The 13869-nt window shown below is 35.3% G+C and carries 13 protein-coding genes; 4 read left to right on the forward strand and 9 right to left on the reverse strand.

Annotation, left to right across the window (positions count from 1 at the left end):
- Positions 1 to 395: 395 nt before the first annotated feature.
- Complete coding sequence (locus tag AC1M9C_RS13155) at positions 396 to 1388, forward strand: helix-turn-helix transcriptional regulator (protein WP_481953863.1); 993 nt, start codon at positions 396 to 398, stop codon at positions 1386 to 1388.
- A 17-nt stretch (positions 1389 to 1405) separates the two neighbouring features.
- Here AC1M9C_RS13155 and AC1M9C_RS13160 read toward each other — a convergent pair whose 3' ends face one another.
- The 5 genes from AC1M9C_RS13160 to AC1M9C_RS13180 all read right to left on the reverse strand — a co-directional run bounded on the left by AC1M9C_RS13160 (position 1406) and on the right by AC1M9C_RS13180 (position 7463).
- A complete protein-coding gene (locus AC1M9C_RS13160) occupies positions 1406 to 2110 on the reverse strand; it encodes a fimbrial biogenesis chaperone (RefSeq protein WP_481953864.1) in 705 nt (234 codons plus the stop codon).
- Positions 2107 to 3426 carry a fimbrial protein gene (locus AC1M9C_RS13165; protein ID WP_481953865.1) on the reverse strand — a complete coding sequence of 440 codons (1320 nt, stop codon included), beginning with the start codon at positions 3424 to 3426 and terminating at the stop codon, positions 2107 to 2109. The genes AC1M9C_RS13160 and AC1M9C_RS13165 overlap by 4 nt, the downstream gene beginning before the upstream one ends.
- Positions 3427 to 3429: 3 nt before the next feature.
- The gene (locus AC1M9C_RS13170; RefSeq protein WP_481587894.1) at positions 3430 to 6117 is read right to left on the reverse strand and encodes a fimbria/pilus outer membrane usher protein; all 2688 of its coding nucleotides are present in this window, start codon (positions 6115 to 6117) and stop codon (positions 3430 to 3432) included.
- Entirely contained in the window at positions 6092 to 6838 is a 747-nt protein-coding gene (locus AC1M9C_RS13175; protein WP_481953866.1) for a fimbrial biogenesis chaperone, read from the reverse strand. The genes AC1M9C_RS13170 and AC1M9C_RS13175 overlap by 26 nt, the downstream gene beginning before the upstream one ends.
- A gap of 97 nt (positions 6839 to 6935) precedes the next feature.
- Positions 6936 to 7463: a fimbrial protein gene (locus tag AC1M9C_RS13180; protein WP_481587896.1), complete on the reverse strand. Its 528-nt coding sequence runs from the start codon at positions 7461 to 7463 to the stop codon at positions 6936 to 6938.
- Positions 7464 to 7768: 305 nt separating this feature from the next.
- On the opposite strand from AC1M9C_RS13180, the gene AC1M9C_RS13185 reads away from it, so the two are divergent.
- Positions 7769 to 8260, forward strand: coding sequence for a hypothetical protein (locus AC1M9C_RS13185; protein ID WP_481953867.1), 492 nt, complete (start codon positions 7769 to 7771; stop codon positions 8258 to 8260).
- Between the two features lie 245 nt (positions 8261 to 8505).
- Positions 8506 to 9108, forward strand: a complete 603-nt coding sequence (locus AC1M9C_RS13190) for a nitroreductase family protein (protein WP_481953868.1) — start codon at positions 8506 to 8508, stop codon at positions 9106 to 9108.
- 49 nt (positions 9109 to 9157) lie between these two features.
- Here the strand turns inward: AC1M9C_RS13190 and AC1M9C_RS13195 are convergent, their stop codons facing one another.
- The 4 genes from AC1M9C_RS13195 to AC1M9C_RS13210 form a co-directional block, all read right to left on the reverse strand.
- Positions 9158 to 10366: an MFS transporter gene (locus tag AC1M9C_RS13195; protein ID WP_481953869.1), complete on the reverse strand. Its 1209-nt coding sequence runs from the start codon at positions 10364 to 10366 to the stop codon at positions 9158 to 9160.
- Positions 10363 to 10812, reverse strand: coding sequence for a MarR family winged helix-turn-helix transcriptional regulator (locus tag AC1M9C_RS13200; protein ID WP_481953870.1), 450 nt, complete (start codon positions 10810 to 10812; stop codon positions 10363 to 10365). The genes AC1M9C_RS13195 and AC1M9C_RS13200 overlap by 4 nt, the downstream gene beginning before the upstream one ends.
- 100 nt (positions 10813 to 10912) lie before the next feature.
- A complete protein-coding gene (locus tag AC1M9C_RS13205) occupies positions 10913 to 11467 on the reverse strand; it encodes a thermonuclease family protein (RefSeq protein WP_481607346.1) in 555 nt (184 codons plus the stop codon).
- 140 nt (positions 11468 to 11607) lie between these two features.
- On the reverse strand, positions 11608 to 12522 hold the full coding sequence (locus tag AC1M9C_RS13210) for a LysR family transcriptional regulator (protein WP_481953871.1): 915 nt from the start codon (positions 12520 to 12522) through the stop codon (positions 11608 to 11610).
- Between the two features lie 89 nt (positions 12523 to 12611).
- On the opposite strand from AC1M9C_RS13210, the gene AC1M9C_RS13215 reads away from it, so the two are divergent.
- The gene (locus AC1M9C_RS13215) at positions 12612 to 13853 is read left to right on the forward strand and encodes an acyl-CoA dehydrogenase family protein (RefSeq protein ID WP_481953872.1); all 1242 of its coding nucleotides are present in this window, start codon (positions 12612 to 12614) and stop codon (positions 13851 to 13853) included.
- Positions 13854 to 13869 lie beyond the last annotated feature (16 nt).

Genomic DNA, 13869 nt, shown 5'->3' on the forward strand with positions numbered 1-13869 from the left:
GAGGTAAAAGGCTTGGTTTGAGATTCAATTTAATCGCTGGAATCTACAACTTGGAACTGAGCAAAAAATGATTTATGAAAGAGGTCTATTGCTAATAATGATTGAACTTATTTTTCATTGATTTTAGAAAGTTTAAGCTAATGAGGATTGTGTAATATTATTTTAATGGGCTTTAATATGTTTTTATTTTGTAAAATGAATTTTATTTCATTTTATTTTTTTTATACTATTTAATTTTTCGATTAATTGGGTTGGTTTGAAAGATAAGTATAGTTTATTGTTTTAATTTTTATATTATTTAAGTTTTTTGTAAACTTTATAAAGAATTTTTTCAAGTGGTTATATAATAAGTTAGTGAATTGAAATGTGAAGTTAAATTGAAATCTGAATTTGAAATGAAAACTATAGGTTCAGGAATGGGTGAGCTTATTAAACTATTTTGTGAAAAAAATAAATTAAAAAGTCCTTTACATCATACTTACGATTTTAATGAACGAATCCCTTATGGGAGATGGTTAAAGAAATTAAGCTATATAGATCAACAATATAATCAGGAAGGATTAGGTTTGAATATTGCTACATACTGTAATGCATCGCACATAGGAATATGTGCTTATCTAGCAGAATCCTGTAGTAATCTATCAGAGTTTATGAGTTTACCTAGTAAATATATTAATTTATGGTATGATCAATCATATAAAAATATAGACATCAGTAATCAGACGCTTAGCATTTCTTGGAATATACCAGATTATTACAATAAAGGTTTATTTGTTAGGGAGACGAATATTTCAGAAGAGCTAAAAATAGCTATTATTTATCAAAGAATTATTCAAATGACAAATATTCAAAGAGATTTTATTAAAGAAATTAATTTTTACTCTACCTCACCTAAAAATTTGGATTTTTATGAAAATTACTTTGGTTGTAATGTTCATTTTAATAGAGATAAATTAAAAATAGTAATTGATAGAGAAGTTTATAATATACCTCTGCGAAAAGATCCTGTATTATTTGAAATTTTAAAGAAACAGGCGGATCTAATGTTAAACTTATATCCTATAAATAAAGATTTTATAGATTTGGTTAATTACGCAACACTTAAAGCTATTAATAAAAATGATCCAAGAATAAATATTGTTGCTGATTATTTAAATATGTCTCCAAGACTGCTTCAAATTGAATTACAAGCAAGGAATTTGTGCTTTCAGAATATACTCAGAAATGTGCGTTTAAATGTGGCTAAGAAATATTTGGAATCTAGTGATTTAAGTATTTCAGATATCTCTACTAAGCTTGGATATAAAGATCAGACTTCTTTTAACCGAATTTTCAAAAGTTTGACAGGTCAAACTCCTATGCAATGGAAAGAAGGTAATAAGGGATGATCAATTAACTTTAGTTTTTATAGAATCTTTCTATAACTTTTTATTAGCCCTTCTTCATCAATTACACGGAATTCTATTTTTTTAATGTTAGAGTCAATTATTGGTAATTCAATTTTAGATAACGGTTTAATTAAATTGTGTTTAGATTGATAATTATTTTTTTTATTCATATTAATTAGCTCAATGTTTGATAAGCTGATAAAGTAAGGGGTTGGATTTATAATTTCCATTATTGAACTATTTTCTATAATTTTAAATTCTAATTTTGAAATAATTTTATCAATATTGTAATTTTTTAAAAAATCAGGACGATAAAATAGTTTCATCTGGGTATTCATTGCTAAATTTATGTAATTATTATTTTCTATCTGACTAGAAGTAGCAGGGATTTCATATATATTAAGCCAATGTAGCGACTCGTGATCTTTTGCTAATTTTTGACCATTATAAATAATACGAATACCTCTAATTTCATTTGGTTGAAGTTTAAATACAGCAGGTAAAATAAGATAAGGTGTATCATAGTCAGGACCCGATGCCCCATCGTCTACCCAGATCTGGGTCAGAACAGGGTAAGCATTGGTATTCACCAGCATCAAGCTTTTTTCAGTTGTTTTTTCCTCAAAGATGATCCTAGTAGATGACGCTAGTACCCCAGCATGACACAATATTGTCAGTAGATTACTCAAAAATAGTGTTATGATTATAAGTCGAATTTTCATTGAATTTTCACCACAACAGTAGCTGTTGCTTTAACTTTCCCTGGTTTTACATCCAGGTAAGGAATCTTCTTAAGAATCGCTTTATATTGCTGTACGTAACTTCGATATCCAGATTGATTAGAACCGATGGGGCTCGGGTCACCTTCTAATACTGGATACCAGCCTGCACTTTGTCCACCTCCAGAAATTGCATATTGATTGAGAAAATGCATCTTTGTTCCTGTCGTTGAATTTTCGAGTTGAATTCCTACGCCCTTAGCATAAGTAGATTGTTGATATTGATCTGAAACTAAATATTGAACTGAGCCATTTGAGTTGATTAAACCTAACTTTTGAGCATTTACATATGCTGCATTAGAGGGTTGAAAACCGATTGCTGTGTGGTCTGTGGCAACACCTGATTTCGCAGCATTACTGCATTCAACTTCGACATTAAAATTAGCTTCAGCGGTCGAACCATTGTTAATTTGCTGCGCAGGAATAGCCTGAAATAAAACCGTAGGTGTTGCTGTTCGAGCAACGCATGTTTGAACTTGTGAGAGGTTGGAGTTTGTGGAAGTGTTTAATCCATAAGCAAAGCCATTATTGGCTCCCCAGAATGCAAAATTAATATTAGAATCTTCACCGATTTGATCATGGTGTGGAACTATATTGACATTATTGTTACCTGCTAATTGAATATATGCACTAGGCTGATTACAACTTGCAGTTCCTATTGTAGATAATTTTCCACTTTTGTATGAGCCACTCACAATCATATTTCGGTTGCACAGCGTCCCTCTTGTAAATGATGGGAGGCTACTTATTTTGTATAAAGTCGCTTCGAGAGGAGGAATATCCATCAATCGAATTTGAATTTTACCATCTGCTTTTTGGTAGTTTTCAATGTTAATTTTCTGCCAATATCTGGAAAGCGTGACACCTGCCATACTCTGTTTCAATCCAATGTATTGCCACCATGTTGCGTAAACACCACTCAAGCCATCACTGGCACCTGTTTCTACATGTCCACCGAAGGGTTCATCACCATTGGTGGCAACTAAAAAATAAATATGGGGCAAATCAGCTTCATCGCATGTCCATAAAACGGTGGAGAGTGGAATACCTCGGTGTGTTGGTGGAACGACCGTATGACCTAATACACTCCCTACAGGTTGCAAATAAGCCGAGGTCAATTTTAGTTTTCCAAAATCTAAAGGTGTTGCATTTGAATCAGTTGCACTCATACCGAGATAACTACGTACACAACGTGCATAGGAGGTAGTAACCGCAGTTAAAGTCACTAAAAGTACTAAAATTTGAATCATATATTTCATCGTTTAGTTCTCTACGTTGCAGACTTCATTCAAACGAATGATATGTTTGTCTTTTTCAGTGTCAGGAATGTTGTAATGGATTGAACACCTTTCATCATAATGTTCTCCCCATCTGATTTGCACGTTTCCAGCGGGTTGCTCAGTTCTAAAATAAATTTGCCCATTTTGACCAGTCATACCAATATTTTCTTTCTTCTCATTTAATACATCTGAGCCTAGTGGGATAGTACCTCCAGAGCTGAGTTTGCTTTGGATCAGGACAGCATGACCTTGTTTAGTCTTAAAATTGATCTTTATCGTTGAGCCCGCATACGGTGCAACTTTGGTATTACCTGCATCGATTTCTGTTTGAGAAGACATACCCTCAGGATTAATGGCAATGCTGTTATATCGATAGGGTGTAAGCGCGGGCACAAGTGCGAAACCTTTTTTATCAATTTTAGTGCCGTGAGCATTTAATACACTCGCACCGTATGCGCCTTTAGCCTCAATAAGGGCAAAGGTATCACTGAGGAAAGGACCAAATGTAATCCCGCCAGGGTGGACAGCTAAAGCGCCTTGAATATTGGCTGAACTTTGCCAGTAGTCATTCCCCTTAGAAATGTTGAAAGAGGTATTGGCAGCATTGAAGCGTTTATTTAAACTTGCATTCCATAATGTAACTTCAGAAAAATCATCGTATTGAACTCCAAGGGTATAGTCTAAGTTATCGATCCGTTCGATATTTCCATCAATTGTGGCTTGGTAAGTATTCTGCTGATCGCTGTGGTTATAATTTAAATTTAGATTTTTTGCTAAATTGTTTTTATCCAAAGGAAAACTAATCGATAAGCCTACCGTAGTTTGATTTTTTTGATCATATGGGTATGCTCTATCCAGAACGTGCTGGGCATTATAAGAGTTCTGATAAATCGATTTTTGACGTGATACAGATAGGTTGAGGTTGATTCCATTGCTTAAAGTTTTACCATAGCCCAGTTGGAGTTGGTAATCATTTGGCTTGTCATCTCGATATCTTGAAGCTGAACCAGATAAATAAATGGTGCCATAATCACCTAATAACTGATTGAGTAGAATAGTTGCCCGAGATTGTTCTTGGTAAGTATTCGAATTAAATGTTGAACCATCTTTGATTGATTTTCGAAGTGCAATGACATCTGTTAAATCTCGATAACCCTCAGTTGAAAATCGATATCCTGCAAGTGCAATAGTCGTATTGGTATTTTGGAATGTTTTACTGTAATTGGCTCCAAACATCCAACCCTGTAAATAATCTTCATTCAATAGTTTTGCACGTGAGTAAGTGGTTTCTATACCGAAAGCACCTAAATATGTCGTGAAAGCACCACCAACTAAGGCAGATTGATATCCTTCAGCAAGACGAAAACCGTTATTGAGGGTAAGTGCGTTGCTTAATCCATATTGAGTTGTGATGTTGCTAAAGTTTGTATCTTCACCGATATCACGGGTACGGCCTATGTCTAAGTTGTATCTAAATGCCCCTTTTCTGATAGATTCAGGAACAGCAGAAAATGGCACTCTAAATGTCTGACGAGTTCCATCTGCTTCAAGTACTTCTACTTCTAAATCACCATTGTAACTGGTTGGATAGAGGTCTGATATTTTGAATGGGCCTGGCGCTACGGTGGTTTGATAAATTTCTCGACCATTTTGCAGAATGGAAACTTTAGCGGTAGTTTGAGCTGTACCTTGTACAACAGGTGCATAGCCACGGACGGAGTCAGGGAGCATTCTTTCGTCTGAACTCAAATTCATTCCATTAAAACTTAGACCAGAAAAGAAACGTCCTGTTGAGCTCAACTGTCCAGCTGAAAATTCACTTTGCAGTGTGGTAATCGGTCGTTTTATGTAACTTCGAATATTGTGCCATTGGTTTTTATCTTGTTGACTAGTGAAACTTGACTGTTGACGATATTGCCATTTTCCAAAATTCATCCCACCATTCAATGATAGATAAGCAGAGTTTTGTTGATGGGATTGTCCATAACCCGCATAGCTATTGTGATAATAGTTTGCGTAATAATTCACAAAACCAATGGAAGCGCCATCATCTAATTGGGATGGAAGAACATAGCCTCGAGGCAGGGTTTTAATCAAACTTTGCGGAATGCTGAGGTCTAATCTTAATTGGGCTTGATTAAATTTTGTTGAGCTTGTTGTTACATAATGGGTTAATTGTTCACATGCAGAAATTTGCGTTTCTTTATCACTCTTAAACTGGGAAATAACACCCGCACGCTCTAATTGCTCAAGTTCGAAGCACGGTTCAACTTCATTATCACTGATTTCTTTAAAGCGAATATTAGTGTTTTCAATAAATTTATTGTTGATGTAAATATCAACCTTATAGATCCCTGCACTAATTTCATTACCTTTACTAAGACGGATCAAAGCTTTTTGGTTTAATTTAGAACCTTGAAAAAAGGCAGGATCAAAGATGTAGTTTTCTACATTTTCATGTTTTTTCAAATTGGCATTTAACTCACCGTTGTTATTGGGAGCGTTTGCGATTGGTTTATTTCCTATTTCTGATCGAGTTGGTATATCGTACGCAAAGCTTGCACTTGTAATAAGGGTTAACAAGCCTAGTAAAATGTTCGAACTAGAATTTGAATAGACAAAAGGGAAGGATTGCATGGTCGCATTACTCCACTTTCGGTCGAATTTCATTGGATACAATAATCCCGTAATCATTGATGAGATTAAGATGAATCTTGAAATTCTGAATTTTCGCGTCACGTGGAGATAACGGTATGTCGAGGCTACTGTATGGTTCGATCATACTGTTTTTAGAAATTTGAGTATTTCGAGACGCTCGATTTAATAGAACTTGAGCGATATTGGCATAATAAGGGCTGTTGTTCGTGAGTTTAACTTTAGGGAGCGTTGGACTGTTAATGAGTTCATAATGAATATGTTCGTAAATTTTATGAGATTCAAATTTAAGTTTCTCTGGTCGATAAAATACTTTGACTCGATTCTTGAACACCACCATGAGTTTATTCTTGTTTACTGAATCATTTGTGGTTGCAGGAATTTCTGAAAAGTTTAGATAGTAAAGCGTTTCTCGGTCTTTGGGTAATTCATTTTTTTCACCCGTAAAAACTAGTCGAACCATTTGACCTTGATTTGGTTGAATTTTAAATATTTGGGGATTCGCTATAAACGGTGCTTCAGCATGATCTGGAGTTGAGTCTTCAAATCCGCTATCTAGCCAAACTTGAACAATATTGGGTGTTAGATCTTTATTTTGTAGTTGAATGGTTTTTTCATTTTGATTAGAAGGATAGATGATTCGTGTACCCGTCATAACCACAGCTGCATGTGAAGCTGAATGGAAAATGCATATCGCTGCCAATAATAAATTTTTGGATTTGATTGCTGTCTTCAAAACGGAACTCTCTTTTTAAAGGAAAGAAAGTCCTGCTACTGAGAAGTACGATTCAATAGCAGAACAAGAAATTAAGTCGTGTTATTGCTTTTTAAAATTAGTTGTAGCTAAGGGTGTACTCAGTTACAGCGGTTACAGCACCAGCGGTTACAGCATCTTCAGCATAATATTGAGCGCCGAATTGATGGCTTGCTGATGTTTCTCCAGCTGTTAATGTTAAACCTGGCACAGCGGTTACACCGTTAAGAACAACAGGTGTTTTACCAGCAGCATCTGTAGTTAATTGAATAGAAACGTTTTCCGCTGGATCAGCAGTAGCAATATTGCCTAAATTACCTGTAGAGGTTACGTTGTGACCTAAAAACTTAGTCGTAATATCAACATCCGCCGTGTCTACTTGACAGTCAGATACCTCGATAGTGAAGGGAGTGATTCCAGTCGTATTACCAGCTGCAGCTAATTCTGAAGTAGGTACCGTGGGTAATAAAACGGTTGAATTTGTTTGTCCATTAATTGAGGATTTGCAAGTTTGAGAAGTAACTTCACCTTGAAAAGTTACGGTTGGTGCTGCAAAAGTAGCAATAGGGAACATTACGGCAATTGTAGTTAATAATAATTTAGTCATTTTCGTCAGTCACTCTTGTAAATATATGAAATTGAAGAATATTAAAAATTTATTTAACCTCTTCAATTTAATTTTAATATTAATGCAAGTTAAAGTATTAACTGAAGATGCCGTTAAATTTGGCAATTTATGAAATATTGATAGAGTTTTTGTATTTAATATTTCTTTAAATTTTCATGTTCAATTAAAATTTATATAATCAGAATTGATAAACACAGAACATTAGTTAAAATATGTATACATATTAATTGCTTTCTGGTCTCAGTCTTCTGGGCGACCTTATAGCCAATCTACGGAAATTTTCAATGCTCGATATATATTTAACAGATGTTCAAAAAAATGTTCAATTTCAAGATTATCCAGGTGAACATCCTGTTAAATTTATTCTTAACTTTAAAAAAATCTTCCCAAGTATCATGGAATTACTACTTCCTATTCTGCCTAAAGATGAAAATCTAGAAGACATGACGTGGGAATCAACAACAAAAGATTTTGAAACGTTCAAACTCCTACTGACAGGTTGGGGTGTTATTGAACTGCGTCTAAATGCCATTACACAATTCAAAAATCGTGAATTTGCAGATCAGCTAGTAAAAACTGCTCAACAAAAAAGAGCAAAGTTTTCTAAAGAACAACCTAAGCTCAGTACGTTAGATTTAGACTATTTGTTCATGCATGAAGTTCATACGGCGATTGATGCTGAATTAGTAGAGTTAGGTGAAAAATTCTATTTGCCAACCTTACGCTCCCTATGGAAAAACCAAGTATCGGCTCAGGTTCTTGAGGCTAAATTTTAAGCTTACATATGCCAAGACAAGCCCTCTATTATGGAGGGCTTTTTACTGTTGGGTAAAAAAAATACGAATAAAATCAGATCTTCTAATTAGGGTTCAAAATGGATAGATGTTGGTCTGATAAATGCTTAATGTAACACTACAACATATTTGATTTGTTGAATATTTAATCTTAGGTTAAGTATTTCTAATGAATTAAAAGTCAGAGTATCGTATTTCCCCGAGGAAATACCAAAGGATTTCAGAAAATGTCAAATCAATTTTTAGATTTAATTAAAAAACGCCGTACGATTTATGCTTTAGGAAAAGCAGTTGAACAATCTCCTGAGTACTTAACAGATCTTATTCAGAATGCGATTAAACAAAGCCCATCATCTTTTAACTCTCAATCATCACGTGCGGTAATTTTATTTAACGCTGGACATGAAAAATTTTGGGGCTTTGTGAAAGAGAAGCTAAAGTCATATGCGAAGGACGAGGCGAGTGCAGCAAAAACTTCTGCAAAAATGGATAGCTTTGCTGCAGGCATAGGCACTGTATTATTTTTCGAAGAAATGGATACGATCACTGACTTACAAGAGAAATATCCTTCGTATGCGGAAAACTTTCCAATTTGGGCGGAACATTCAACAGCAATGGCACAGTTTGCGGTTTGGACAGCTTTGCATACAGAAGGTTTAGGTGCAAACCTTCAACATTATAATCCGATTGTAGATGATCAAGTCCAAACTGAATGGGCTATACCAGCTTCGTGGAAACTACGCGCACAATTGGTATTTGGATCTAAGGAAGGTGAAGCTTTCGATAAAGGCTATATTGACGACGCCACACGTTTTAAAGTGTTTAAATAAAATATGGAAAAGCACTCATTGGAGTGCTTTTTTTAAACCCATAAATAGCCTAAGCAATTTTTGTATTTCGAACGTTTTTCCCATGTAATACATAATATAAGACAATGCAAAATATAGTACCAATAGCACTATATAAATAGAGTTGTTGGTAACTGATCAAATCTAAAGCTAAACCTAAGAAATAAGGACCGAATCCTAAACCTGCATCTAAAAAGATAAAGTAAGTTGAGGTTGCAAATCCCATCCGTTCCAAACTAGTACTTTTTACTGCTATTGTTTGGCAAATTGATTGGATATTACCGTATCCTAAACCTAATAATCCTGCGCAAATCAACAAAAGACCCGAACTGTTAGCTTGGCTCAACAAGAAGAATGCAAGTGCCATAATGAGAAAGGCAGGATACATAATTATATTTTCGCCTTTTTTATCCATCAGTGGTCCCGTAATAGGACGAGAGAGCAGAATCGTCAACGCATAAATGAGAAAGAAAAATGATGCTGCTTCAACCAGATCGATTTCTTTGGCATAAAAATTGATAAACGATAGAACACCTGAATAGAAGAGGGAGCTTACCAACATGATCAGAGCAATCGGTAAGGCGCTCTTTTCAATATATTGAGATAGAAAACTATTTGGTGTATGAATCTGATCAGGTATAGACGAAACCTGATGCAATTGAGGAACTTGAATAAATAATGCTGTGATTAAACATAAAACTGCAAGGATTGAAGATAGGGCAAAAATAATGTTGTAACTGACATGAAGCATTAGCCAGATTGCCAAAAATGGTCCAATTGCAGTTCCTAAAGTACTACTCATACTGTAGTAACCTATACCTTCACCACGACGAGTTGCTGGAATAATTTGAGCGATAATTGTGCCAAATACGGTGGAGGCAACCCCCATCATAAAGCCATGAAAGAACCGAACAATTAATAAAGTTCCAACTTCTAAGTGAAGAAAATAAAAGCCTGAAAATATCAGAAATCCAGTAAGTCCGACCAGCATGGTGACTTTAGAACCGAATTTAACGAGGAATTTAGCCACCAATAAACGACCAATCAGCGTACCCACAATAAAAAGTCCTGATACTAAACCAGCCTGCGCCGTCGTCGCCCCAAGTTCTGCAATCGAAAATCCCACAATGACAATAACAAGAAGATAAAAAGTCAGTACCAATTGAAAGTTAATTAAACTGACCAAAATAAAGTTACGTGTCCAAAGAGGCTGATCAACTTGATTTGAGGAAATACTCATAACTCCTCCACAATATTTAAGCTTTTATCACGCTCTAAAATAGACAAAAACAGCTGAAGTGTCTCAGCACTCTGAGCGATGTCTTCAGGATTTATTTGATTCAAAAACTGTTGTTCAAATTGATCAATCTGAATTGTACAAATTTGATAAAGATCTCGACCTTTTTCGGTTAATTGAATTAATTTTTGGCGTTTATCAGATGATTCTAAAAACTGAATAACATCTAATTTATGTAAAGTATTAATGCGTTTTGCAATTGATGGTTTAGAAACATTGAGTTCATGAGCCAAATCAATTGAAGTGATGGAGTCATGATCATAGATATGATAAATCAACTGCCACATTGAATAGTTCAGTTGGTATTGAGCCAAGATATCATTTAAACGGTCACTAAAGAGTCGCGCACTTCGCAGCAATACGACACGGAATTTGGGAGAGTTTTGCATATAGTTAACCAAGCTAACTAGTTTGTTGGCTTGAATTTACGCTCAATTATTAGACGAATCAAGCGTAATGCACTTATTGATAATCAGGGTATTGAAAATATTAGTTTTTTTGTTTTCTAAAAGTACTTGGTCGAATAGGACGGGTCCCGCGCCATAGACCACGTTTATTGCGTTTTGCATTATCTTGCAGCGAGATCATATATTTTAATTGCTTTGGATCACGTATGTATTCTTCGTAAACCCATGCACCACCACGCCTCACTAATTCTTCATTCATATTCTTGCGATAGCGGTAGACCACACCCACGCAACGTCCATAACGATCAATATCCGTGATTTTTACACGAACAATTTTACCTTGAACCATTTTCTTAACTAAGCGTTGGGATTCAAGCCCGTAACTTTGATTAGATTCAGGCGCATCTACAAAAGCAAAGCGTAATTTAGTTTTAGAACGTCTTAAATTCAAACGATGGCAGGAGAGGGTGTCACCATCACTCACCGCTGTAACACGGCACCAATAAGTTTTTCCTTTTTTAAAAGGTTTAAATACTTGAAGAAGATAAATTCTTACTTGTCTAAAAATGATAAGAAGTAATAAGCATAAAATCGCACCTAGCCCAATAAGCCATGATGCAGGGAGTTGATCAAACATAGAAAACACAAGAGAAAACAAGCCTTAATATGATAAATCAACTCGAAGTGAGTGTTTGATTCAATATTGAACAGATGGTATTTACACATATTTTTAAGCAAATAGCCTAAGTTTCATCTTCTATCATCGCTACAAATAGCCTAAGCAAAAATTTTATTAATTTCTGAAATTAAATACTCAAACTTTTGATGTGATGCTAATTGTGAATTCCAATAAATTCCCATTTTCATTAAAGGCAGTTCAATAGGGAGTTCAGAAATTTTTAAATCTTGAGGTAATTTCAAATTTTTTAAAATACTAAAAGGTAAGGTTAGCAATGTGTCAGGATACTCCTTCAAAATTTGTAGTGCTGTTGAATAGTGTTGACAGCGTAAAAAAATATCACGTTGAATATTCAACTTTTTAAAATGTAAATCTTCAATAAGCACACCAGAATGTCTTGATGAAACACCAATATGTTGGGCATGTTTGTATTGTTCTAAATTTTCGATGGTTGTCAAACCACATATGACAAAGCGATCATTCACTAAAGCGCTAAAATAAATTTTCTCATCAACTTTCTGTTGAAGATCGACCACTAAATCAAGTTGCTGTGACAATAAATCTTTTGCCCAGTTAGTTCGATCTAACTTGATACTTTGAAACCGTGTCGCTAGTCCTAAATCACGAAAATGACGAATTAACTGCGGAAAAATTAAAGGCTCAATTTCATCATGAATTGCTATACGAATAGATTGAATCGTCAGTGGATCAAAAGATATATGATGAGTCGAGATATGCTGAATTGCGATTAATGTTTCTTTTATTCGTGGATAAATTTGATGTGAAAAGGGTGTCGCAACCATCTTTATACCACTTCGGATAAAAAGATCATCTTTCAATTGTAGTCTTAATCGCTGTAAAGCATGACTGGCTGCAGATTGTGTAATACACATCAAATTTGCGGCTTTGCTGATACTTTGATGTTCGTATATCGCAATAAATAATGGATATAGATTGATATCAATGTGTGAAAAAGCGCTCAGATCCACAGACTCCTGATGAATTCTATTCATAAAGTAATATTTAAATAAATCATTTCATTCATAGTAGGTTTCAAGCTATGTTGATGTAAAGCGTGATGAGAATATAGTTCGAGGGATTAATGTTTCAATTAACGGAAAAAGCTAAACACTTTTATGATTTAGCACAACGCTTTATTCAAGACGAAATAGAGCCTATAGAACAAGAATTTTGGCATAAAGCTCATCAATTAAATCCAAGTGATGATTGGACATCATGGATGTGGCCAGCAGAACTTGAAGTACTCAAACAAAAAGCTAAATCGCAAAATTTGTGGAATCTTTTTTTACCAGACCCAGAATTTGGTCAAGGTTTAACAGTTCAAGAATATGCACACATTGCTGAGTTAACTGGCCGTAGTTTATTGGCTCCTACGGTTTTCAATTGTAATGCGCCAGATAGCGGTAATATGGAGTTAATTTGGCGCTATGGCTCAGCACAACAAAAAGAGCAATGGTTAAAACCTCTCTTAGACGGAAAAATTCGATCCGTATTTTGCATGACTGAACCAGAAGTTGCTTCTTCAGATGCGACGAACATGCAAGCCACTGCTGTAATTGAGGGAGACGAAATTGTTTTAAATGGACGCAAATGGTGGTCTTCGGGTTTAGGCGATCCTAATGCAAAAATCATTATATTTATGGCACATACACCAGACGCAAATAAAGGTCGACATCAACAACATTCAATGGTTTTAGTTCCTGTTGAAACTGAGGGCGTAAAAATTGAAAGAATGTTACCTGTATTTGGTGATTATGATGCGCCACACGGTCATGGAGAAGTAACATTTAATAATGTTCGTGTTCCAGTCACTCATTTTATTGGTGGAGCAGGTCAAGGGTTTGAGATTGCACAGGGGCGACTTGGTCCAGGACGTATTCATCATTGCATGCGTTGTATCGGTGCTGCTGAGAAATCATTGGAATTAATGATTGATCGTGGAATGCAAAGAAAAGCATTCGGTAAGGAAATTTTGAAACTTGGTGGTAATTTGGAAAGAGTCGCGGAAGCGCGTGTTGCCATCGATCAAGCACGTCTTTTGACCTTATATGCGGCATATAAAATGGATAAACTGGGCAATATGGCTGCACTCACTGAAATCTCTGCAATTAAAGTCGTTGCACCTAGTGTTTTGGAAAAAGTTGTCGATATGGCAATGCAAATTCACGGCGGTGCAGGTCTATCTAGAGATACGCCATTGACAGGTTTTTTTGCACAAGCGCGTGCATTACGTTTGGCAGATGGGCCAGATGAGGTGCATAAAGGCATGATTGCAAAATTGGAACTTGCGAAACGTGGTTTTTCAACTCGTCATTCTCAATAAGATGAGCACTCGATTT

It is taken from the genome of Acinetobacter sp. 24-47-39, assembly GCF_056783825.1.